The following is a 21343-nucleotide window of genomic DNA, read 5'->3' as shown; positions in this document are numbered from 1 at the left end:
AACTTTTATGCATCAATTTTAGTCCAATAAATAATTTGGTTTTAAATTGCATCTTGAAAAAAGAATAAAATTCTATTAGAATAAATATAGATCATGAGTATTGAGATCCGTCCAGTAGTTAGTAAAAAAGATCAAAAGCAATTTGTAGATATTCAGTTTGAATTATATAAAAGTAATAAATATTGGGTGCCTCCAATTAAAAAGGATGAACTCTCAATTTTTGATGCTGATAACCCGTTCGAAAAATTTTGTGAAACTTCCTATTGGTTAGCGTTTAAAAATGGAAAATGCGTCGGCAGAATTGGAGCAATAATCAATGCTAAGTATAATGAAAAAGCAGATGAGAAAAATGTTCGTTTTACAAGATTAGAATTTACTGATGATCGTGAAGTTGTTAAAGCATTATTAGAAACTGCTGAAAAATGGGGTAAAGATAAGGGGATGACAGGAATTGTTGGACCTTTAGGATTTACTAATTTGGACCATCAGGGAATGATGATTGAAGGTCATGATTATTTACCTTCTGTTGCTTCAGAATATCACTTACCTTATTATAAAGAACATTTAGAGGCATTAGGATATGATAAATTAGTAGATTGGATTGAATTCAGACTAACAATGGATGATGGCATTGTTGAAAAAGGAATGAAGGGTGCTACTTTATTAATGAAGAGAACGAAAACAAAAATTATCTCTTTTGATTCATCAGATGAATTAGTAAAATATGCTGATGATATCTTTAATTTATTAGGAGAAGCTTTTAAAGAATTATATAGTGTTATTGCTTTTGATAAAGAAATGATAGAATACTATAAGAAGAAATTCTTAAAGTTGTTGTCACCTAAATATGTCAAAGTTTTAGTAACTGAAGAAGATGAGGAAATGATGGGTTTTGTAATTGGTATGCCATCACTTTCTAAAGCACTTCAAAAAGCTAACGGTAGCATTTGGCCTTTCGGTTGGTATCATATCTATAAAGCTTTAAAGAAGAATGATACTTGTGATATGTTATTAACAGCTGTACATCCAAAATTACAAAGACTTGGAGGTGGAGTTATGTTGGTTGGTGAATTGCAAAAAACGATGAAAGAAAATGGCATCAAATATCTAGAAACTACTGGTATGTTTGAGACAAATCAAAAAGCAATTCAAAACTGGAAAAACTACGATCACATTCAACATAAGAGAAAAAGATGCTTTTCAAAAGCATTATAATATAAAACAAAAGGCCATTGATTCACTTTCAATGGCCTTTTTATTAGTTATTGATAAATAACTCAAAAACTTCACTAAAGTCTTCTTTATGAAATTCCTTATATTTTTCAGTTCTGAAATTAAAGATATATTCATTTAAAGACGAAAATTCTTGAGCAGTAGTATTACTTCCAAAAGTACCTTTGAAAGCATGAAGAGCATTATCAACACTTTCATTTGCAGTTCTAAATGCATTAAGGTTACTATCTTGAAGAGAAGCAATTTTGATCAAAGACTTGTATAAATCTTTCAGTCTCTCAATTTGCTTCCTGTCAACATCAATACTGAAATTCATATCTCCTAAGTTGAATTTTATTTCAACGTCAAGATCAATATTTCCAGCGGTTTCTAGCTTTACACTAGAAAAGAAGTACTTTTTGTAGGGATATCTATACAATACTCTCTTTGTACTAACTGCAGAGGTACCATCAAGATGTATAAAAGCTGTATTTGTGAAGCAATATTCATCAGTTTTTGATTTAATTAAGAAGAAAATTTTCTCATTTTCTTCATGCATGATATAGTCATCTGAATCTACTTTATCATAGTCTACTGGGTCAATGATTTTTCCAATATCACTTAAACCCATCATATCTGATGCTAGTTTTTTGAACATAAGTAATAAAATTTATATAGATTGATTTTGATTATCAAATTCTGCCAAAAGAATCTGATAAACGATTTATTTCTTTTGAGTATTCTTGTTTCCAGGTACAGCGAAACCAATTTGCTGCTTCATAACCCACATACCTCCAATGCCACGATTCTTGACGGATATTTTTTTCTATTCTAAAAAAATAAGTAGGAATCCAACCGTATTCATGTCCATAATTTAAGAGCCAAAGAAACAATTTAGTGTTTTCACCACAATAGCGAATATCTATTGTTGTAAGTAGGTGATGTTCAGAATAACCAGGCTTTTCAGCAATTGAAGGGCCATGTTTTCTGTAAACTATTTCTTGAGTATGCTTATTTCTGTAAGATGATCTTATATTAATATGGATATTCTTCGAAAGAGCATCCGTTCTCATTTTTTGAAATTCAATATAAACGGGGAGGAGTAATTGTTGATTTTCTATTTCTTTATATTCTTGATTTTTTATTTGAATAAAATCAACATAATTAAAAGGAACACCAATAGGCATCCTCATAAAATCATAATATATTTTTTTGGGGTTAATATCAATTCCTTCTTTTTGACTTATATAAGTGCTTAAATTAACTCTGTATTTCCAATTTTTCTTTAAAATACTATCAGTGCAATCCTGAGCATATAACGTATGAATAAATAGAAAAGGGAAAAGGAAAAAATATTTAGACATTTGAAATAATAATAAAAAATGTGTATTACAAATGTGCAAAAAAAAAGGGTAAATCCGAAGATCTACCCTTTTAATATTTTAATTAATAACTGTAACAGCTAATTAGCTGATGTGAGCTACTAAGTCTAATACTTTGTTAGAGTATCCAATTTCGTTGTCATACCAAGATACAACTTTAACGAAAGTGTCAGTTAACGCGATACCAGCGTTAGCATCAAATACTGAAGTTTGAGTTTCACCAACGAAGTCGTTAGAAACAACCATATCTTCAGTGTAACCAAGAACTCCTTTTAAATCACCTTCAGAAGCTTCTTTCATAGCTGCACAGATCTCAGCATATGTAGCAGGCTTCGCTAAGTTTACAGTTAAATCAACTACAGATACGTCTGGTGTAGGAACACGGAAAGACATACCAGTTAATTTACCATTTAATTCAGGAATTACTTTACCTACTGCTTTAGCTGCACCTGTAGATGAAGGGATGATGTTTTGTCCAGCACCACGGCCACCTCTCCAGTCTTTCATTGAAGGACCGTCAACAGTTTTTTGAGTTGCAGTTGTAGCGTGAACTGTAGTCATTAAACCATCAGTGATACCCCACTTATCGTTTAATACCTTAGCGATAGGTGCTAAACAGTTAGTAGTACAAGATGCGTTAGAAACGATTTCTTGACCAGCATAAGTGTCATGGTTAACACCCATAACGAACATTGGAGTAGCATCTTTAGAAGGTGCAGACATAACTACTTTCTTAGCCCCAGCTTCGATGTGCTTACGAGCAGTCTCATCAGTTAAGAATAAACCAGTTGACTCAACAACAACTTCAGCACCGATAGCATCCCACTTTAAATCAGCTGGGTTACGCTCAGCAGTTACACGAACAGTTTTACCGTTAACAACTAAGTTACCGTCAACAACTTCAACTGTACCGTTGAAACGTCCGTGAGTTGAATCATATTTTAACATGTATGCCATGTAATCTACGTCGATAAGGTCGTTAATACCTACAACTTCGATATCATTTCTTTCTACTGATGCACGAAATACGAAACGTCCGATACGGCCAAAACCGTTGATACCTACTTTAATTGCCATAATTTTATTTAAATATTAAATTGAATAAATAATTCTTCAAAAATTGAGAGTTACTCAGAAGAATTCTTATTTAGCTTTCCTCTTTAATAACTACAATGCAAACATACTTTTATTGATTGTATTGAGGAATGACAAATATCATTATTTATTGGCAATTTTACCCAAAGATGTACCAAATTTAAGTGTATTAAAAACCTTTATTTCAGTAGATTACAATAAAAAAGAAGGAGATTACAAAATCTAAATTCTGTAATCTCCTTATTATGAATGTGATGCTTTTGAGACAAGTCTAAATATATTTTTTTAGTTAGGAGTTAAACGAGTAGTTTGTATTCTCTAACAAATGATACTTATTAACTATATTTTTCCTTTTTCTCTGCGTTTTTTTTATTTCCAAAGATAAAATCAACAAGGTTTCTAACTTCGCCATCTTTATTGGCTTGTTGGAACTTCTTGAAAATTTGGAAGTGACGATCTGGATCTACACTAAATTTATCTTTACCCTCTTCTAGTTTTTGTTTAGAACGATGGAATAATTGACGACAGTGATCTGCCTTCTTTCGTGCGATCTCTGTGATCTCGTTATAATTTAGATTAAATGCTTCCTTCATTAGATATACACCTAATTCTGTATCATTTAATTTTTTCATCATGTTTTTTAAGCCTTCAGAGATTTCTGCAGCTTTATCTGATGAAAAATGCTCTATCGGATCAAAATGAAAGTTATGTGTGATATTCGACCAATTATCAACTAATTGTTCTTTCTTTCTTTTCAAAGATTCTAAGTGATTAAGACAAGTATTTGTAATCGTTTTAATCAAATAGTTTTTTATGTCAGAAATCTTTGTCAAGTCCACTCTTAAAATTTTAATAAAAGTGTCTTGCACCATATCTTCAGCATCACTGGCTACACCAAGTATCCTGTAGGCAACAGCATACAATAGTGGACGATATTCTGTAATTGCTTGTTCGGCTGACATAGTTGGTTACTTCTATGAATTTAAAATTGATTACTGATTTGGTTCAATAATCTTCATTATATCTTATTTCATCGCAAAATAGTAAAATAAATTCAGCTTTTGGTAATTATTTTAGATTAAAAATACAATTTCTAAACTTTATTAATTAATGAATAATTAGTCATTTATGTATAAAAAAAGAGTTAGAAGAAACTTCCAACTCTTTATCATAACCCAAAAACTAACTATTACTCTTAATCTTTATATTTTTAACCTATTTTCGATTGAAAATGAGGTGTTTAAGACGTTAATTACAATATTAATAACGGTGAATGGTCATTCATTGTTTCTTTATTTGTGCAAACAATTATTAATGGGGAATATTATTGTGTGTTTAGTTAAAAAAAAAGAGTTAGAAGAAACTTCCAACTCTTTCATAACCCAAAAACTAACTATTACTCTTAATCTTTATATTTTTAATCTATTCTCAATTGAGAATGAGATGTTTAATACTTTAATTACAATTTATATAACGGTGAATGATCATTCACTGTCTCTTTATTTGTGTAAACAATCATTAATAAGAGGTGTTGTTGTGTAATTTGTTATAAAAAAAGAGTTAGAAGAAACTCCTAACTCTTTCATAACCCAAAAACTAACTATTACTCTTAATCTTTATATCTTTATTTCAAGTCGAGACCTGAAAATTATTTTCATTTTATAATCTATTTAACGACTTTATTATCAGACGTGTTACAGTATCATTGTGAATGATATTTAAGATAATTTTAAATTCTTTATTTAATTATAAATGATGGATTTACTAAAACGAAAAAAAGAGTTAGAAGAAACTTCCAACTCTTTTTCATAACCCAAAAACTAACTATTACTCTTAATCTTAAATATCTTAAATCTTACCCGGAAGTAAGATGTTGTTTTCTTTTTGTAATTATTATAACGCAAAGTAAATACAACCGTTTCAATATTCTAGTAAACAAAAGGTAACACTAATTAATGAGTGTAAATAGCTTTAAAACAGTGTGCTAACCTCTTCTTTTAACTTCATAAGTGAGACGTCAAGAGGGGATGCTTCTTCGGTAATACTATTCTCTAGAATAGCTTTTGCTAAGTCAAAACCACTTGCATTTTCTGGTAACTGTTTTGCAATGTTATTGATAAATGAGATACTCTCTTCTTTCGCTCCACGAATCATTTCCCAAAGTTCTGGACTTACATAAATTTGTTGAGACAAATTGTGGTTAAATTCATCTCTTATTGTAATGATCAGACTTTGTTGGAATAAAAGTGCTGAGATATCATCATAATTGATTCTATCTAATAATTCTCTATAGGTTATACGCTCTAAGAATAAAGCTAACCTTTCATAAGCTTGTAATCTTAATGGTAAAGTTTGTTCGATCTGACTACTTTTCATTTTGATCGATATAGTATCATATTCTTTTTGTAAGAACATTTTAACCATAGCAAAGGCACCGTAAAGAACAATACCTGCAGGGATAGTGATTTTTAATAAATCTGTTATTTCAGTTGTCATATAATATCAAAAAATTTCATGCAATATTAGTAACCTCTTTTGTCTATATCAATTTTTGATGGCACAGTTTGATAAAAACCATCATTTATTTTATCAGAAAACATCTTTATGCCTTCATTTGGATCTCTATATAGACAAGGTAAAGGTGAGTTCTTGCAATTTCCTCCATTCGGTATATAGAAAGTATTTCCATTAAAAATTATCTTGCTTAATGAATTTGCATCGTAATCTTGAGGGGAAATCAAGTTATTGAACTTTTTATAACTGATGGAATAAAATGTACTGATAAGTAAAAAAATACTTAATACGATAGAGAGTACTTTTTTCTGTATCTTCAGAAACAGGTCACTAAAATTGATGATGATTAATAAAAACATATACCCATAAGCAAATCGAATCGTTGGAGTTTTAAACAGCCAAAAAGTTAAACTTATAATTATCGTAATGAATAAAACTCTGTTCTCTTTTTTCTGTTTAAAAATAGCAAGGAAGAGATTCACAAGTGTTACCAATATCAACAATTGATCTGTTTTTCGGTGAAGATTAAACCATGTTGGTATCCAATTATAAAAATTTTGTCCTTGTACATTAATAAAGTTCTCTGTAGGTAGTTTTGCAAACAATGTTACTTGTTGTAACCAATGATGTATAATATTTTTAGGAACTTGATGTTTAGGATTAAATAAATCCAATGAAGTAATAGGGTACAGTAAATACCCAGTTAAGGTGTAGTTCCTAATCACCCAAATCAGAAAAACGACACTGCCTGTGGTAAGAAGTAGAAGAATAGTTCTCTTATTTAAATTTTTCTGTATAAAGATAAATGGAATTAAGAACACAAATATAAAGGACGACTGTTTTATAGTTACAGAATAAATACAACATAAGGCGAGTAGAATATTTTCTTCAATAGTTGTATTTTGCTTTATAATTAACAAACCAATTAGAACTATTAAAATAGTAATGATGATATCGGGAGAAGGAGAAGATTCCCAACCCCAAAAAGCGACTAAAAACCAAATTAAAATTAAGTAAAGAATTGGTTTTTCTTTTCCTTTTTGAATAAGATAAAAACTAAATAAGAGTTCAAAAAATACTATTCCAATATTGGGAAAGTTAGTCCCCATCCATTGATATGTAGAAAGGCTCGCAAAAAGATGAAAATTTGAGTTTAATCCATATCCACAGAAAAGATTTGCTAATCCTTTTACAATAGGATAGTTATTGTACCATTTAATGACCTGTGCATGATATAAACCTGAGTCAACCCATGAAGGAGTTAGTGATCCCTTAGTAAGAAAATAGAAGGATATTAGAAAAAGTAATCCAATTGATTTTTTGTCAAGAATAGGGCGTTTTATCTTCTTATAAGAGGTAATAAATCCTATTAATGATAGGATGGATACAATTATTACAGACAACCATTGAATTGGTAGTAAAAAATGTATAAAACCTAATTGTATCATTATAAAAAAACTTCCAATGAATGCAGTAGAAATAATATCGTATTCATTAGAAGTTTTAAATGCTTTTAGAAAAAATAATCCAGCACCAATAGTTTGAAAAAGGAGAAGGATTAAAAGTAATAAAGTGATAAGCATTGCCTGTTAGCCATTCGTTTTACGATATGCTAAAATAGACATTGTATTAATAATTATTGCATAGATTCCAATAATATAAAAATTGCCTTTGATGTCTGTCCAAGTTGCTCCTTTAAGTAATACACCCCGCATTACCTCTATAAAATAACGAAATGGATTAATATAAGTGATCTTTTGTGCCCACTCAGGCATATTTTCAATTGGTGTAAACATGCCACTCAAAAGAACAAATACTACCATAAAAAACCATGCAATAAACATTGACTGCTGTTGTGTATCAGCCAAAGTAGAAATAAATAATCCTAATCCTAAAACTACTAAAAGATAGACCATTGCAAATAGGAAAATTAGATACATAGGTCCTCTCATTGGTATGCTGAAAAATAATTTTGCTACAATTAATCCTACAGTTAGAACAAACATTCCGATACACCAGAAGGGAAGAACTTTACCCAATAAAAACTCTGTTTTAGTGATAGGAGTAACATTAAGTTGTTCAATTGTCCCAATTTCCTTTTCCTTTACAATATTCATGGAGGTTAAGAACATACCGATCATACTGACTAAGATTACTAAAAGTCCTGGAACAATGAAAAACTTATAGTTTAACGTATTGTTGTACCAATTTTGCATAGAAAAATTGATTTGAAAAGGAGAAGTATATTGACTGAATTCATCAATATGAGAAGTAATAAATTCTTGTCTAAAATCCTGAATGATCGTTTGAGCATAGGAGGCCGAAACGCCAGCTGTCATGCCATCAATCGCATTTACCTTCGCTGATAAATCTACAGGGATATTTTTATATAGATCCTTTTCGAAATCATCAGGTATCTCTAGTGAAATATTTGCATATCCTTCCTGTAAAGCCTCACCTTTGGGATCAGTGGCATTTCTGAAACTCACTAATTTGAAATAATTAGAAGCTTCATATTTTTCAATTAAAGCCTGTGAGGTTTGGGAATGATCTCTATCTATAATTTCAAGTTGGATATTTTTTACATCAAATGTTGCCGCAAAGGAAAGTACCAACAATTGTACGATAGGCATTGCAAAGATCAAAGGTAACATCCCCTTGTCTCTGAAAATCTGTTTAAATTCTTTTTGGAGTATAAATTTTAATGCACTCATAATCTATTTCTTCAGTAAAGTAGAACATCATTTTCTGACTAAAAATGAGATTACTCCAGTCTAATTTTAAATCGTTTAATACTAACTACCATAAGGACGATAAACATTCCTCCAAGAGTGAGGGTTTCCTTTAAAATATTACCAATAGTTACTCCTTTCAGCATGATGGACTTAATGATAATATTAAAATAGGTGGCAGGGACTACTCTTGAAACCATTTGTAATGGCCATGGCATATTTTCTATAGGAAAAATAAACCCTGATAGAAGCATGGTTGGAAGGAACAATGCAAATAATGAAATCATCAAGGCGAGTTGTTGTGTTTCAGCTACAGTTGAAACAAATATTCCTAGCGCTAAAACAACTAAACAATACAAGATTATTTCACCAATTAGTAAAGTATAACTGCCGACTACTGGAACGTCAAAAATGAAGCGTCCTAATCCAATTATTATCGATGCATTTACAAAAGAAAGTAGGAGATAGGGAATTACTTTTCCTAAAAGAATGATGGAGGCATGCATTGGAGAGGCAAGTAGAACTTCCATCGTACCAGTTTCTTTTTCTCTTGTAATGGCTATTGAAGTCATCATCGTACAGACCAACATCAAAATGATGGTTATTAATCCAGGTACAAACATATATACAGACTTCAATTCTGGATTGTAACGCATCTCAACTTCTGTATTGATCATAGCTGGAGGAGGCATCATCCCAGTGTTTAATTCATTTTCTATTAAATACTGTTGAACTTGCATTTGTAGAAATCCACCAATTTGCGTTCCTGTATTTGGATCAGTTGCATCAGAAATTATCTGAATATCCGCTTTATTTTCTTTTGTAAGTGTTTCACTAAATTTTGGAGGGAAAACTAATGTTGCTTTGATTTTTCCTTCTTTAAATGTCTTATCAATATCATCTTCAGAAACTAAATATTTGTCTAAAGTAAAATAAGAAGTCGATAAAACTTTATTAATAACTTTTGTGCTATGCTCATCTTTCGCTAAGTCTAAAACAGCAATTTTTACATTTTTGATTTCATTGGAAATAGCAAAACCAAACAAAATGATTTGAACTATGGGAATACCAAAAAGAATCAATAGCGTTCGTCGATCTCTAAAGATGTGATAGAACTCTTTTTTTATAATGCCTTTTAATCTATCATACATAACTATTTGAGCTTATAATTTTCACCACGAGCAATTTTTACGAAGACTTCATCCATATTGTCTGAATCAAATTGAGCTTTTAATTCCTTTGGAGAACCATAGCCCGCTATTCTTCCTTCAACCATCATCGAAATACGGTTACAATATTCGGCTTCATCCATATAGTGAGTAGTTACAAAAACAGTTGTGCCTTGATCTGCGGCTTCATAAATCAGTTCCCAAAATTGACGCCTTGTAATTGGATCAACACCTCCTGTTGGTTCGTCTAGAAAAACGATTTTGGGTTTATGCAGAGTTGCAACAGAGAATGCAATTTTCTGTTTCCAACCCAATGGAACTTCTCTTAATAACTTATGACTGACATCAGATAAACCCAATCGCTCGATCATACTATTTCCTCTTTCATCAAGTTGTTGAGGAGTAAGTCCATAAATTCCACCGAAAAATTTGATATTTTCTAATAGACTTAAATCATCATATAATGAAAATTTCTGACTCATGTAACCAATGTTTTTTTTGATTTCCTCTTGTTGAGTAAATACATCATAACCTGCAACATGAGCCTCTCCTGAAGTGGGAGAAAGAAGACCAGTCAACATTTTCATAGCCGTTGATTTCCCTGCACCATTGGCACCTAAAAAACCGAAAATTTCTCCTTTTTTGACATCAAAAGTAATTTCATTAACCGCTTTGAATGAGCCAAATGCTTTCGTTAGCTTATTTGTCTCGATTATTTTTTCTCCTTCCATATCACTTTTGTTTATTCATAAGGCGAATAAATACATCTTCAGTATTGGATTGTATTTTCTCCACTGAGATGTTATTGAAATTTTCTTTTTCAAGAAATGAAATTAAATCACTTTGTACATCTTGATCTCTTTTATCTGTATAATGTAATTTCTCCCCAAAAGGAAAAACACTGTCAAGGAATTCATAAGTCCTTAATTTTTTAATGAGCTGATAATTACCTTCTGTGGTTTCAATTGCATAAAGAGATCTATCAAATGAAGATGCAACATTTTTAGGAGTGTCAATACGTAAAATTTCACCATCATTCATCAATGCAACACGATCACAAAGATTAGCTTCGTCCATATATGGAGTGGAGACAATTATGGTAATATTATGTTGATTTAATCCCTTTATGATCTGCCAAAATTCTTTTCTAGAAACAGGATCAACACCTGTCGTTGGTTCATCTAAAAACAATACTTTTGGATAATGTATTAATGCTGCACACAAGGCTAATTTTTGTTTCATTCCACCAGAAAGTGCACCTGCACGACGATCATTAAAAGGTTCTATCTGTTGATAGATTTCTTTAATTAAATCATAACTTTTCTTGATTGTAGTACCAAATATGGTAGCAAAAAATTCTAAGTTTTCTTTTACAGAAAGGTCCTCATATAAAGAAAAACGCCCAGGCATATAGCCGATGTGATTTCTGATATATTGATAATCTTTATTTGGGTCTTTTCCCATTACTGAAACTTCACCACTATCGGCTAAAATCAAAGAATTTAATATCCTAATTAAAGTAGATTTTCCAGCTCCATCAGGGCCAATCAATCCAAAGATTTCATTCTGTTCAACATTAAAAGAAATACCCTTTAAAGCCTCAACTTCAGCATAATTTTTTCTAAGGTCTTTGATTTGAATTACTGACATAGACTTGTTATTTAAAATTTACCTCAGCAGGCATTCCAATTCTGAAAAGACCATCAGTGTTCTTTACTTTTACTTTAAAAGCATAAATCAAACTCACTCTTTCTTCTCTTGTCTGAATAGTTTTCGGTGTAAATTCTGCTTTATCAGAAATCCATTCAATGGTACCTTGGGTTTGATTTAACTGACCGTCTTTTCCGTCAGTCAAAACCGTAACTTTCTGACCAATTTTAACAGAGGCTAATTGTGTTGCCGTAGCGTATGCTTTCACTTTTAAACTACTTAAATCTGCAATTTTATAAAGAGGACGCCCCATAGAAGTCATTTCTCCCTTTTCAGCATATTTTTGAAGAATTGTTCCTTGGACTGGAGAAATAATCTCACAACGATCAATCTGTTCATTAATCAAATCAATCTTTTTACTCAAAGGCCCATATTGACTCATCGTAGCTCTATTCGAATCTGATATTTTTCTCCTTGTTGCTTGTAATTGCTTTTCATTAATCGCTAAGGCAGAGTTAACCTCATCCAATTGTTGTTGAGTGGCCGCTTCATTAGCAAATAACTTTTCAAGACGATTTTTATCAATCATCAATTTCTTCTTTTGAGCTTCATACACTGCAATTTGTTCATGAATACTCATAACTCTTGAGCCAAGTGCTTCTATATTGGCTTCTACCTCTTTTTTCTGTAAATCAAGAAGGATTGTGTCTATTTGACCAACTTTCTGATCAAGCTTTATTTTTTGACCTTCTTCTATTTTTAAATCAATAATTTGTCCTTGACCTTCTGAGGATACAATAACTTCTACAGCTTCAAAGTTTCCATAAGTATCAGATTTATCTTCCGCATTATTACAGCTAATGAGATTAATGACAAAGCCAATCAACAAAGTATATTTTAATGCTTGTATTCTATTTTTAGATCTATTTTTCATTGGAGTATTTTTTAGAATTAAAGAAGTCCTTTCGTCATTGCAAGCTGATATCTAGTTTGCAAGAGTTCAAGTTCGTGATTCGATAAGTTTAACTTTGCATCAGTTAATTCATTGAGGTGTGTGACATATTGAGAAGTAGTCGCAGCACCATTTTCTAATGCACCCTTTGTTCTTTTAGCTCGATTTTCTTGAATTGAAATGATCTCATTATCTTCTTTAATCATCGCTTCAAGTTGGTTGATATGTGCTTGGATTTGGGAAATTTGAATGGTTATATTTTTATTGAAAGTTTCTAATTCAGAATTGATGACTTCTTTTTGAATTTGAGTGACTTGTCTTTCTTTTTTGTTTTTTCCATAATCAAATGGTGACCACTTTATTTGAAAACCAACTTGATAAAAGAAATCACCATCAACCTCTAAAAAGTTATATGGATTAGGTGTGCCATACCCTCCAAGTGCAAACAAACCAATTTTGGGCATTCTCTGTGATTGAATTAGATCACTAGTGGCATCCATTTTTTGAGATTGTAGCGAAAACATTTTTAACTCGGGTCTTAATATTTCAGTAGTGTTTTCATTTACAATATTGGGTCTTGTAAGTATTAATTCATTCCATTCGTTTTCCCTTTCTAACCAGATAGATAAAACTCTTAAAGCACCGTTTTTTTGAGCCTGTACAGATAGCAGTTTTTGTTTCGCTTTATGGTACTCCACCTTCAAAGCATCCGTACTATTGGGTAAAGCAACACCACCGCTTTGAAGTTTCTTCATTTCTTCGATACGATTTTCTATTTCTTTGATAATCCCATCTTTTATTAAAATCTCCTGTTCCTGAAAACTTAAAGCAGCGAAGTATACCTGAGAAACAGATTCTTTTATTTTGAATTGACTTACTGTATTTTCTTGCATTTGAACGCCATATTCGGCATTCTTATCAGCAATTCTTTTCTTTTTAACTCCACCATCAAAAAGACTGTATTCAATTGATCCATAGGCTTGCCATTGTGTATAAGGTATTTCTGGAAATACCTGAGCAGCTGGAGAATTGGGGTCTTCAGGAGAGATGACATCTGAGAAATAACCTAATTTCCCTTGAAGGTCAAATTTTGGAAGTTTATCTTTTTCAATGGTTTCAATACCCATTTTGTGCATCCTTTCGTACATTTCTCTTTGAGAAGTAATGGGATGCTTTTCAATTGCCTCTTGTTCAGCCTGTTCAAATGTAATGGTTGTTTGTGCCATAAGTTGATAACTGAGAAGGCTAAATAATAAAATTAGCGTTTTTTTCATACCTTATTTTATCTTGATACCTGATAGGATTATTTGTGGAAGTACTTTTTTACGCTCCTCGAGAAATTCCTCAAATGTTTGATTGTTTTCTAGTCCTAAACCAACTAGCATAGGTCGAGCTATAAATGGGAAAACACAGCTTCCTAAAATAGTAGTAGTAAGCTGAAAAGGGTTAAGGTCTTTAAATTCTAGAGTAGTTTTTAATTCTTCACCTAGTTGTTGAACTCCTTCAGCTATTTCAGGAGGTGGCATTATTGGAAGATTGTTGGTCCTCAATTCACCCATGATAAATGATAGGAGTAGAGGATTTTCTTTTAATGAATTAATATATGCAGTTACAAAATTTGAGATTCTTTCTTCTAGTGTAAGATTAGCTTTGAAGAGTTCTTCTTTTAGTGGAAGTAGCATTTTCCGAATTAAATCGACAAACACTGCTTTGAATAAGCCGTCCTTATTTTTAAAATAATAATGGAGAAGTGCTTTATTGACTCCAGCAGCATCAGCAATTTCTTGCATTCTAGCTCCAGAACTTCCTTTTTTTTGAAAAATATCTCTTGCGACTTCTAATATTTTTTCTTTAGAATCCATATAATTTAACTAAATGGTTAATTACAAAATTAATTTAACTATTTAGTTAAATTGAGTCAACTGTTTTTTAATCAAAAAGTTAAAAGCTGACGTAAATTTCTTTTTTAGTGATATTATTTAATGGAAAAATTATAGTTCTAATTCAAGGGAAGGATCCCAAAATATTTCATTCATATTTTGGATTTGATTATCAATTACAGAAATTCCTTCTGCTTCTAATTGAACTTGCATGGGATTTTTGACATCAAAGTGATGTTTTCCTGTAAGTAAACCTAGTTTATTGACGACTCTATGAGCAGGGACAGAATCATCTCCGTGAGAGGCATTCATTGCCCATCCGACCATTCTCGCACTACCTTTTCGCCCTAGATAAGCACCAATTGCACCGTATGATGTAACTCTTCCTTCTGGGATAAGTCTTGCGACATCCCATACATCTTGAAAGAATGAAGACTTATCGTTATTCTCCTGTTTGGCCATGACTCTCAATGATCTCTTTGTAAGTTTCAATATAAATTTTTTGCCCGTACATTTTTATCCAATCTAAAATTTCTTCACCATTTTCTGAGTTGTGATTTACATATTCAATATTCAACTCAGAAGTCTTTTTTTCAATAAAATCTTCAATGAGGGGTAAGTTTTTCTGGGTATTTTGAGACATAGCTTTTAATTCTGCAATACTTGCTTCTGCAGCTGTTTTTGCATCATTTTCTAGTTTTTTTTCTTCTTTTAAAAAATCATTGGAAACTAATTTAGTAGCCGTACTTTCTAGAGAGTCCACATCAGAATCAAAAGAGTCTGTTTCTAATTGATCCCAAGACATTTTTTCTTTTTCTAATTGTTCTTTTAAATTTTTTCCGAATCGAACAGATAATTCTTGGCATTGCTCTTTTTCATAGATATTCATTGAATTCCATGATTTACCTATATAACACTCCCATAAAAGAGTATCATTAGGATTAATCATTAAAGCTTCTATAACTTGATCCTTTGAACTAATATCTTGAGCGTAGGGTAAAAGTGGTATAAATAAAAATAATATATGTAGAGATAATTTTAATTTCATAATCAAAATGATTTTTAGAAATCTGTTTATATGTAATTATGAGAGTATTAATCTTCAGAAAAAAAAGATTTTATAGAACTCTCAAAGAAAAAAATAAAGGTTATAGTTTATAATCAAAAATTTGACCATTATATTCATCTTATTATCATACTCATTCTTATTATTATATGCCTAGGGGTGGAGAGGTAGGAATTTGTGAATTATGTGAAGGAGAATATCCTTTAACATTTCATCATTTAATACCAAAAAGTACGCACAAGAATAAATGGTTTAAAAAGAACTATACCAAAGAAGAAATGCTTTATAGTGGTATAAAAGTTTGCAGAAAATGTCATAACTTTCTTCATAAATCTTATTCTGAAAAAGAATTAGGTAAGAATTTTAATACAAAAGATAAAATTCTCTCTGATAATAAATTGATGAAATATATTCAATGGGCACGAAAACATCAACCATGAGATTACTTACATTATTATTACTCTTTATATCAATTCATTCATTCGCACAAGAGCCTTTGCCAAGACCAAAAACTGTATTGGAAGTCGGCTTAGCATTGGGATCTTATAGAGGTGATTTATCTTCAAAATATTCAAAGGTAAATGGAGGAGCAAATATTGGTTTTCTCTTTAAAAATCAGAAGAGATGGAATATCAGATTTGATATGACATACCTGTATTTACAAGGTCAAAAACTAAGAGATAGTGATTATGTGCCACCATTAAACCCACCTTTCCCGAATGATTACTTTGAATCACAAACCTTGAATTTTAGTTTGTCTGCAGGTTTTAATATCATTAATTCAAAACGTTTTAGATTATATATAAATCAAGGTATTGGTTTATTTTATTACAATCCCTATGATCAAAATGGTAATGAGCTGATAGAAAATATCAAAGATGAAGATGATGGTATTTTTGAAACTAGAAATGAAGATGAAACTTATTCCAATTTTGCCTTTTCACTTCCTACCCGTGTAGGATTTACGTATTACTTTAAGAATAATTTTGGGTTCGGAGCAAGTGCAACATTCATTAATCCTTTGACAGATTATCTTGACAATATCTCTGATTATGGAAATATTGAAGGAAATGATAATGTAATGTCAATTAACTTATCTTGTTTTATTCCACTGACTTACGGAAGGTTAGATAGAGCTTTAGAAACGAAATAATTATTCATCTAGGTTTTTAAGACTTTCTCCGTCTACTTTTCTGTAGAAACAGCTCTTACGTGTTTCACCTTTACTGTTTTTGGTGTGACAAGCCCCTTTTCCTTGCATTTTTACTTTGTAAAGAAGTACATCTTGATCACAATCTGTTAATATTTCAACAATTTCAAGATAATCTCCTGAAGTTAGCCCTTTTGTCCATAATTCATTTCTAGAGGTACTCCAAAAAGTTGCTTTTCTAAGTTGTATTGTTGTTTCTAATGCTAATTCATTCGCCCATCCTTGCATTAAAATTTCCATGTTATCAACATCTTGAACAATGACTGGTACTAAACCTTCTCTTTTTTGAAATTGGATATTGATATTATTCGATTCTTCAAGTTCTTTTTTATTCATTGGGAGTAAATTGTAATGTAAAAAATTGTTTAGGTTGTTTTTGTCTGAAATAAATTAATCCAAGATCAAAAAGATCTACTGAAATCCCTACTTTTTCATGGTTGGAAATTTCTAGCCATGCTTTTTTCATTTCTTTAGACCAATATATATCATCAAAGATGAAAAGTGTATTTTCATGTACATAAGGAAGACATCTTTTGAAGTAATCCATAGTCGGTTCATATTTATGATTCGCATCAAAATAGACAAGATCAACTTTCTTTAAAGTTTCTAAACCTTTTTCAAGAGTTTCATTGATATCACCTTCAATAACGGTAATATTATTTTTCTCAAATGCTTTAAAATTCTCCTTTGCAATTTTAGCAATAGAAGAACTTCCTTCAAGAGATATTACAGTCGATTCATTGCTGTAACTAGATAAGTATAAGGTACTTATGCCAAGTGAAGTACCTAATTCTAAAATGTTTTTATATCGATATTTTGCAACCAATTCGAATAAGAAAGCACCTTCCCTTGGGCTTAATAATGATGAGGAAGCAATTTTAGAAATTTTTCTTTTTAAAGAAGAAGTGACTTTAGAGCCAGCTCCTAAATCATTCACTTCAATAACCGTTGAATTTGCTAATAATTGTTTTCTACATTCCTCTATTTTCTCAAAAATGTAATACTCTTTTTTAGGGGCAATTACTTGAGTGTAAAGCTCATACACAAATGGAGAATGCAATCCATGAGCGTTTCCTGCTTTAAATTTATATTTTATGAAGTCTAAAACTTGCATATACCTGTCAGTTATAGTTAAATATTCCGCAGTTTACCTTATCTTTGCGCGGAATTCATGCTATTTGCATGCAAAAATAGATAAAGAATTAATCTTCTGAAATAAGAATACATATCCATGGGATTAAAATGTGGTATCGTTGGTTTACCTAACGTTGGAAAATCAACTCTTTTTAATGCTTTAACAAGCGCTGAAAATGCTGAATCAGCAAATTTTCCTTTCTGTACAATTGACCCTAACGTAGGTGTTGTTGTCGTTCCTGATCCAAGAATCAAAGTTCTTGAGGAGTTAGTAAACCCTCAAAAAACTTTACCAACAGTAATTGAATTCGTAGATATTGCAGGTTTGGTAAAAGGTGCTAGTAAAGGTGAAGGTTTAGGAAACAAATTCTTAGCGAATATCCGTGAAGTAGACGCGATTATTCACGTAGTAAGATGTTTTGATGATCCAAATATTGTTCACGTAGCTGGTAAAGTAGATCCAGAAGAAGATAAAGCTGTAATCGATATGGAACTTCAATTGAAAGATTTGGAGTCTGTAGAGAAGAAATTACAGAAAAATACAAAAATGGCGAAAACAGGTAATGCTGAAGCCAAAAAGATTGTTGCTGCTTTAGAAAAATTCCAAGCGCATTTAGAAAGTGGTGAAAATGCTCGTTCTATTGATGCTACAGAGGAAGAATGGGAAGTAGTAGCAGACTTAATGTTATTGACAGCAAAGCCTGTAATATATCTGGCAAATGTAGATGAAGATGGAATTCATAAAGACAATGATCTTGTGAATAACATGAAAGCAATTGCAGAGAAAGAAAACGCTCAGTTAATCAAGGTCTGTGCTGCAATTGAAGAACAAATTGCTGGTTTAGATGATGATGATGAAAAAGCAATGTTCTTAGATGAGTATGGCTTAACTGAATCTGGTCTTGATCGTTTGATTAGAGCTTCTTATGCTTTATTAAATTTGATTACTTACTTTACAGCAGGTGAAAAAGAAGTAAGAGCTTGGACAATTCGTGAAGGATGGAAAGCACCACAAGCAGCAGGTGTAATTCATACTGACTTTGAAAAAGGTTTTATTAGAGCGGAAGTTATCCATTATGCTGATTATGTTGAATACAAATCAGAATTAGCTTGTAAAGAGGCTGGTAAACTTCAAGTGGAGGGAAAAGAGTATGTTGTAGAAGATGGTGATGTAATGCACTTCAGATTCAACGTATAATTTAAGATATATACTATTCAATCCCATTGCTTATTTTAAAAAGGCAATGGGATTATTTTTTTGTCCCGTGAAAAGCAAATTTATTCTAATTACTATCATATCATGTTTTCTTTTGACTCTTTATTTTTTTCTTAATGCAAGAAAAAGAGTTGGTTATACTGTACATGGTTTGGATATTTCTTATTATCAAGAAAAAGTTGATTTTCAAAAAGTAACAAAAGACGGATTTTCATTTGTTTTCATAAAAGCGACAGAAGGTAATAGAATCAAAGATGCCAACTTTGATGAAAACTGGAAGGCTGCACATAATGTAGAGATAATTAAATCTGCATATCATTTTTTTCGGGCAGATGTTGATCCTTATGCTCAAGCTGATTGGTTTGTTAAAAATGTAAAATTATTGCCTGGGGATTTACCACCCGTTTTAGATGTGGAAACTTATGATGGGGTTTCCATTCCTATTCTTAGAGAAAGAGTAAGTATTTGGTTAAATCTAATTGAAAAAAGATACAATATTAGACCTATTCTCTATACTAATTATTCTTTTTATCACGATGTTTTTTTAGATCGAAAGGTCTTTGAAAAATACCCTGTTTGGATTGCTGCATATGGTCGTGTTTTTGAGCCCAAAATTAAACATAAATCAAAAAAATGGAGTATTTGGCAATATACGGATAGCGGAAGTTCAAAAGGAATACAAGGGGATGTAGATTTAAATGTTTTTCATGGTAGTATTGATGAATTGAAAAGAATGTGTATTCCAGGGAAATTTAAAGTTGAAGAATTGAAAATTAATATTCCTCAATCATTGCCAAAAGTCGGGGTTTAGATGTAAAAAATGTATAAATTATTCGATTTACATCTATTTACTTCGTAATTTTATATTTCGAAAGTTGAGATAAGATAGAACCTATATATATGGATAATGTTCAAGCAGGTAAGAGTAAACCTACAGTACTCTATGTAGATGATGAACAACAAAACTTAGTTTCTTTTAGAGCAGGATTTAGAAAAGTCTATAAAGTACTTATCGCCAATAGTGGTGATGAAGCTTTGGATATCTTGAAAGAAGAACACGAAAATGTCAGTGTCGTTATTTCTGATCAGAGAATGCCCAAAATGACAGGTGTTGAACTCTTCGAAAAAGTAAGAGAGCAATATCCAGACATTATGCGTATTGTCTTAACAGGATATAGCGATGTTCAAGATATTATTAATGCCATTAGTAAAGGTGAAGTATATCGATATATCACTAAACCATGGAACAGAGATGAACTAATGGTAACGATTGATAATGCAATTGAAGCATACAATCTTAAAGTTGAAAACCGTAGTTTATTCAGTTCACTTCAAGAAGCAAATGAAAAACTTGAAGAAAAAGTAAAAAATAGAACGAAAGCATTACAAGTTCAGAACGAAGAACTTTTGGAATTGGATGGTGAAAAGAATCATCTAATTGGTATTGTTGCTCATGATTTGAAAAGTCCTTTAAGCCAAATTGATGGTCTTATCGAGTTGATGAAATTTGATATGGAAACTTTTACAGAAGAGCAAAAAGAATATATCAAAATGATTCAGGATTCTATCAAGAAACAAGAAGAACTGATTACTCAGATACTTGACTTAAATGCTTTAGAATCAAAAACATCTAACTTATCGATAACTTCTCTCAATATTTCCCAATTAGTAAAAGAGGGAATTGAGAGATTTGAATTGACTGCACAAAAGAAAAACATAACTTTAGAAGTCAATGCAGGAGAAGATTATCACGCTAATATTGATGCTACATATTTTGGACAAATTCTTCAAAATTTAGTTTCAAACGCTATTAAATTTAGTCCTGTAAATAAAAAAATATCAATTTTTATCAAAGAAGAAGATGGTAAACTTCATTTACATATAAAAGATGAAGGGCCGGGCTTAAATGAAAATGATATGAAAAAACTTTTTGGTCGATTCCAAAAATTATCAGCTAGACCAACAGGTGGAGAACATAGTACTGGCTTAGGTCTGTCAATCGTTAAAAAAATGGTTGAAGATATGAACGGTCAAGTAAAGTGTGAATCAGTCTTTGGTGAAGGAGCAGATTTTATTGTAACTTTTGATAAAGTTGAAAAAGCTTAAAACAATTTTACCCTAAAGTTATTTA

At 31.3% G+C, this 21343-nt stretch carries 22 protein-coding genes; 5 read left to right on the top strand and 17 right to left on the bottom strand.

Translation table 11 applies throughout. From position 1 onward, the window contains the following. Positions 1-93: 93 nt before the first annotated feature. Positions 94-1215, top strand: coding sequence for a GNAT family N-acetyltransferase (locus ACXAHM_RS17150; protein WP_474962223.1), 1122 nt, complete (start codon positions 94-96; stop codon positions 1213-1215). Positions 1216-1258: 43 nt separating this feature from the next. On the opposite strand, the gene ACXAHM_RS17145 is transcribed toward ACXAHM_RS17150, so the two are convergent. The 15 genes from ACXAHM_RS17145 to ACXAHM_RS17075 form a co-directional block, all read right to left on the bottom strand. Continuing rightward, positions 1259-1870, bottom strand: a complete 612-nt coding sequence (locus tag ACXAHM_RS17145; RefSeq protein ID WP_474962221.1) for a PH domain-containing protein — start codon at positions 1868-1870, stop codon at positions 1259-1261. 34 nt (positions 1871-1904) lie between these two features. Then, on the bottom strand, positions 1905-2576 hold the full coding sequence (locus ACXAHM_RS17140; protein ID WP_474962218.1) for a M15 family metallopeptidase: 672 nt from the start codon (positions 2574-2576) through the stop codon (positions 1905-1907). Positions 2577-2678: 102 nt separating this feature from the next. Further along, entirely contained in the window at positions 2679-3674 is a 996-nt protein-coding gene (gene gap / locus ACXAHM_RS17135; protein WP_474962294.1) for a type I glyceraldehyde-3-phosphate dehydrogenase, read from the bottom strand. 350 nt (positions 3675-4024) lie between these two features. Next, positions 4025-4651: a sigma-70 family RNA polymerase sigma factor gene (locus ACXAHM_RS17130; protein WP_474962216.1), complete on the bottom strand. Its 627-nt coding sequence runs from the start codon at positions 4649-4651 to the stop codon at positions 4025-4027. Between the two features lie 1009 nt (positions 4652-5660). Next, on the bottom strand, positions 5661-6185 hold the full coding sequence (locus ACXAHM_RS17125; RefSeq protein ID WP_474962213.1) for a DUF7935 family protein: 525 nt from the start codon (positions 6183-6185) through the stop codon (positions 5661-5663). 26 nt (positions 6186-6211) lie between these two features. Next, positions 6212-7786, bottom strand: a complete 1575-nt coding sequence (locus ACXAHM_RS17120; protein ID WP_474962211.1) for a DUF8201 family protein — start codon at positions 7784-7786, stop codon at positions 6212-6214. Positions 7787-7792: 6 nt separating this feature from the next. Further along, complete coding sequence (locus ACXAHM_RS17115) at positions 7793-8917, bottom strand: ABC transporter permease (RefSeq protein WP_474962207.1); 1125 nt, start codon at positions 8915-8917, stop codon at positions 7793-7795. A 50-nt stretch (positions 8918-8967) separates the two neighbouring features. Continuing rightward, positions 8968-10086, bottom strand: coding sequence for an ABC transporter permease (locus ACXAHM_RS17110; protein ID WP_474962205.1), 1119 nt, complete (start codon positions 10084-10086; stop codon positions 8968-8970). 2 nt (positions 10087-10088) lie between these two features. Beyond that, a complete protein-coding gene (locus ACXAHM_RS17105) occupies positions 10089-10835 on the bottom strand; it encodes an ABC transporter ATP-binding protein (protein WP_474962203.1) in 747 nt (248 codons plus the stop codon). 1 nt (position 10836) lies between these two features. Next, on the bottom strand, positions 10837-11754 hold the full coding sequence (locus ACXAHM_RS17100; protein ID WP_474962198.1) for an ABC transporter ATP-binding protein: 918 nt from the start codon (positions 11752-11754) through the stop codon (positions 10837-10839). A 7-nt stretch (positions 11755-11761) separates the two neighbouring features. Next, positions 11762-12688 carry an HlyD family secretion protein gene (locus tag ACXAHM_RS17095; protein WP_474962196.1) on the bottom strand — a complete coding sequence of 309 codons (927 nt, stop codon included), beginning with the start codon at positions 12686-12688 and terminating at the stop codon, positions 11762-11764. A gap of 17 nt (positions 12689-12705) precedes the next feature. Then, entirely contained in the window at positions 12706-13980 is a 1275-nt protein-coding gene (locus ACXAHM_RS17090) for a TolC family protein (RefSeq protein ID WP_474962193.1), read from the bottom strand. Positions 13981-13983: 3 nt separating this feature from the next. Next, a complete protein-coding gene (locus ACXAHM_RS17085; RefSeq protein WP_474962189.1) occupies positions 13984-14568 on the bottom strand; it encodes a TetR/AcrR family transcriptional regulator in 585 nt (194 codons plus the stop codon). Positions 14569-14697: 129 nt separating this feature from the next. Further along, on the bottom strand, positions 14698-15048 hold the full coding sequence (locus ACXAHM_RS17080) for an MGMT family protein (protein WP_474962186.1): 351 nt from the start codon (positions 15046-15048) through the stop codon (positions 14698-14700). Further along, positions 15029-15634, bottom strand: a complete 606-nt coding sequence (locus ACXAHM_RS17075) for a hypothetical protein (RefSeq protein ID WP_474962184.1) — start codon at positions 15632-15634, stop codon at positions 15029-15031. Before ACXAHM_RS17075 ends, ACXAHM_RS17080 begins: the two co-directional genes overlap by 20 nt. Positions 15635-16088: 454 nt before the next feature. Here ACXAHM_RS17075 and ACXAHM_RS17070 point away from each other — a divergent pair, with 454 nt between their 5' ends. Further along, on the top strand, positions 16089-16805 hold the full coding sequence (locus ACXAHM_RS17070; protein ID WP_474962181.1) for an outer membrane beta-barrel protein: 717 nt from the start codon (positions 16089-16091) through the stop codon (positions 16803-16805). Here ACXAHM_RS17070 and ACXAHM_RS17065 read toward each other — a convergent pair whose 3' ends face one another. Then, entirely contained in the window at positions 16806-17198 is a 393-nt protein-coding gene (locus tag ACXAHM_RS17065) for a phosphoribosyl-AMP cyclohydrolase (protein ID WP_474962178.1), read from the bottom strand. It lies immediately after the preceding gene. Next, a complete protein-coding gene (locus tag ACXAHM_RS17060; protein WP_474962175.1) occupies positions 17191-17976 on the bottom strand; it encodes an O-methyltransferase in 786 nt (261 codons plus the stop codon). Before ACXAHM_RS17060 ends, ACXAHM_RS17065 begins: the two co-directional genes overlap by 8 nt. A 117-nt stretch (positions 17977-18093) precedes the next feature. Here ACXAHM_RS17060 and ychF point away from each other — a divergent pair, with 117 nt between their 5' ends. From ychF to ACXAHM_RS17045, 3 genes are all read left to right on the top strand, one after another. After that, positions 18094-19194 (top strand): redox-regulated ATPase YchF, encoded by a 1101-nt coding sequence (ychF, locus tag ACXAHM_RS17055; protein WP_474962172.1) that lies wholly within the window; start codon positions 18094-18096, stop codon positions 19192-19194. 112 nt (positions 19195-19306) lie between these two features. Further along, complete coding sequence (locus tag ACXAHM_RS17050; RefSeq protein WP_474962170.1) at positions 19307-20023, top strand: glycoside hydrolase family 25 protein; 717 nt, start codon at positions 19307-19309, stop codon at positions 20021-20023. A gap of 89 nt (positions 20024-20112) precedes the next feature. Beyond that, entirely contained in the window at positions 20113-21318 is a 1206-nt protein-coding gene (locus ACXAHM_RS17045; protein ID WP_474962168.1) for an ATP-binding protein, read from the top strand. Positions 21319-21343: the final 25 nt, after the last annotated feature.

The organism is Flammeovirga sp. AWQ4_249 (genome assembly GCF_056161045.1).
The sequence above is the reverse complement of the archived record's forward strand: the minus strand, read 5'-3'. Positions and strand labels throughout refer to the sequence as shown.

Bases quoted from the DNA above. Each gene is read 5' to 3' on its own strand.
- ACXAHM_RS17100 (WP_474962198.1), bottom strand. From the start codon at position 11,754: ATGTCAGTAATTCAAATCAAAGACCTTAGAAAAAATTATGCTGAAGTT.
- ACXAHM_RS17125 (WP_474962213.1), bottom strand. From the start codon at position 6,185: ATGACAACTGAAATAACAGATTTATTAAAAATCACTATCCCTGCAGGT.
- ACXAHM_RS17150 (WP_474962223.1), top strand. From the start codon at position 94: ATGAGTATTGAGATCCGTCCAGTAGTTAGTAAAAAAGATCAAAAGCAA.
- ACXAHM_RS17090 (WP_474962193.1), bottom strand. From the start codon at position 13,980: ATGAAAAAAACGCTAATTTTATTATTTAGCCTTCTCAGTTATCAACTT.
- ACXAHM_RS17095 (WP_474962196.1), bottom strand. From the start codon at position 12,688: ATGAAAAATAGATCTAAAAATAGAATACAAGCATTAAAATATACTTTG.
- ACXAHM_RS17080 (WP_474962186.1), bottom strand. From the start codon at position 15,048: ATGGCCAAACAGGAGAATAACGATAAGTCTTCATTCTTTCAAGATGTA.
- ACXAHM_RS17045 (WP_474962168.1), top strand. From the start codon at position 20,113: ATGGATAATGTTCAAGCAGGTAAGAGTAAACCTACAGTACTCTATGTA.
- ACXAHM_RS17110 (WP_474962205.1), bottom strand. From the start codon at position 10,086: ATGTATGATAGATTAAAAGGCATTATAAAAAAAGAGTTCTATCACATC.
- ACXAHM_RS17070 (WP_474962181.1), top strand. From the start codon at position 16,089: ATGAGATTACTTACATTATTATTACTCTTTATATCAATTCATTCATTC.
- ACXAHM_RS17105 (WP_474962203.1), bottom strand. From the start codon at position 10,835: ATGGAAGGAGAAAAAATAATCGAGACAAATAAGCTAACGAAAGCATTT.
- ACXAHM_RS17065 (WP_474962178.1), bottom strand. From the start codon at position 17,198: ATGAATAAAAAAGAACTTGAAGAATCGAATAATATCAATATCCAATTT.
- ACXAHM_RS17130 (WP_474962216.1), bottom strand. From the start codon at position 4,651: ATGTCAGCCGAACAAGCAATTACAGAATATCGTCCACTATTGTATGCT.
- ychF (WP_474962172.1), top strand. From the start codon at position 18,094: ATGGGATTAAAATGTGGTATCGTTGGTTTACCTAACGTTGGAAAATCA.
- ACXAHM_RS17140 (WP_474962218.1), bottom strand. From the start codon at position 2,576: ATGTCTAAATATTTTTTCCTTTTCCCTTTTCTATTTATTCATACGTTA.
- ACXAHM_RS17120 (WP_474962211.1), bottom strand. From the start codon at position 7,786: ATGCTTATCACTTTATTACTTTTAATCCTTCTCCTTTTTCAAACTATT.
- ACXAHM_RS17115 (WP_474962207.1), bottom strand. From the start codon at position 8,917: ATGAGTGCATTAAAATTTATACTCCAAAAAGAATTTAAACAGATTTTC.
- ACXAHM_RS17075 (WP_474962184.1), bottom strand. From the start codon at position 15,634: ATGAAATTAAAATTATCTCTACATATATTATTTTTATTTATACCACTT.
- ACXAHM_RS17060 (WP_474962175.1), bottom strand. From the start codon at position 17,976: ATGCAAGTTTTAGACTTCATAAAATATAAATTTAAAGCAGGAAACGCT.
- ACXAHM_RS17085 (WP_474962189.1), bottom strand. From the start codon at position 14,568: ATGGATTCTAAAGAAAAAATATTAGAAGTCGCAAGAGATATTTTTCAA.
- ACXAHM_RS17145 (WP_474962221.1), bottom strand. From the start codon at position 1,870: ATGTTCAAAAAACTAGCATCAGATATGATGGGTTTAAGTGATATTGGA.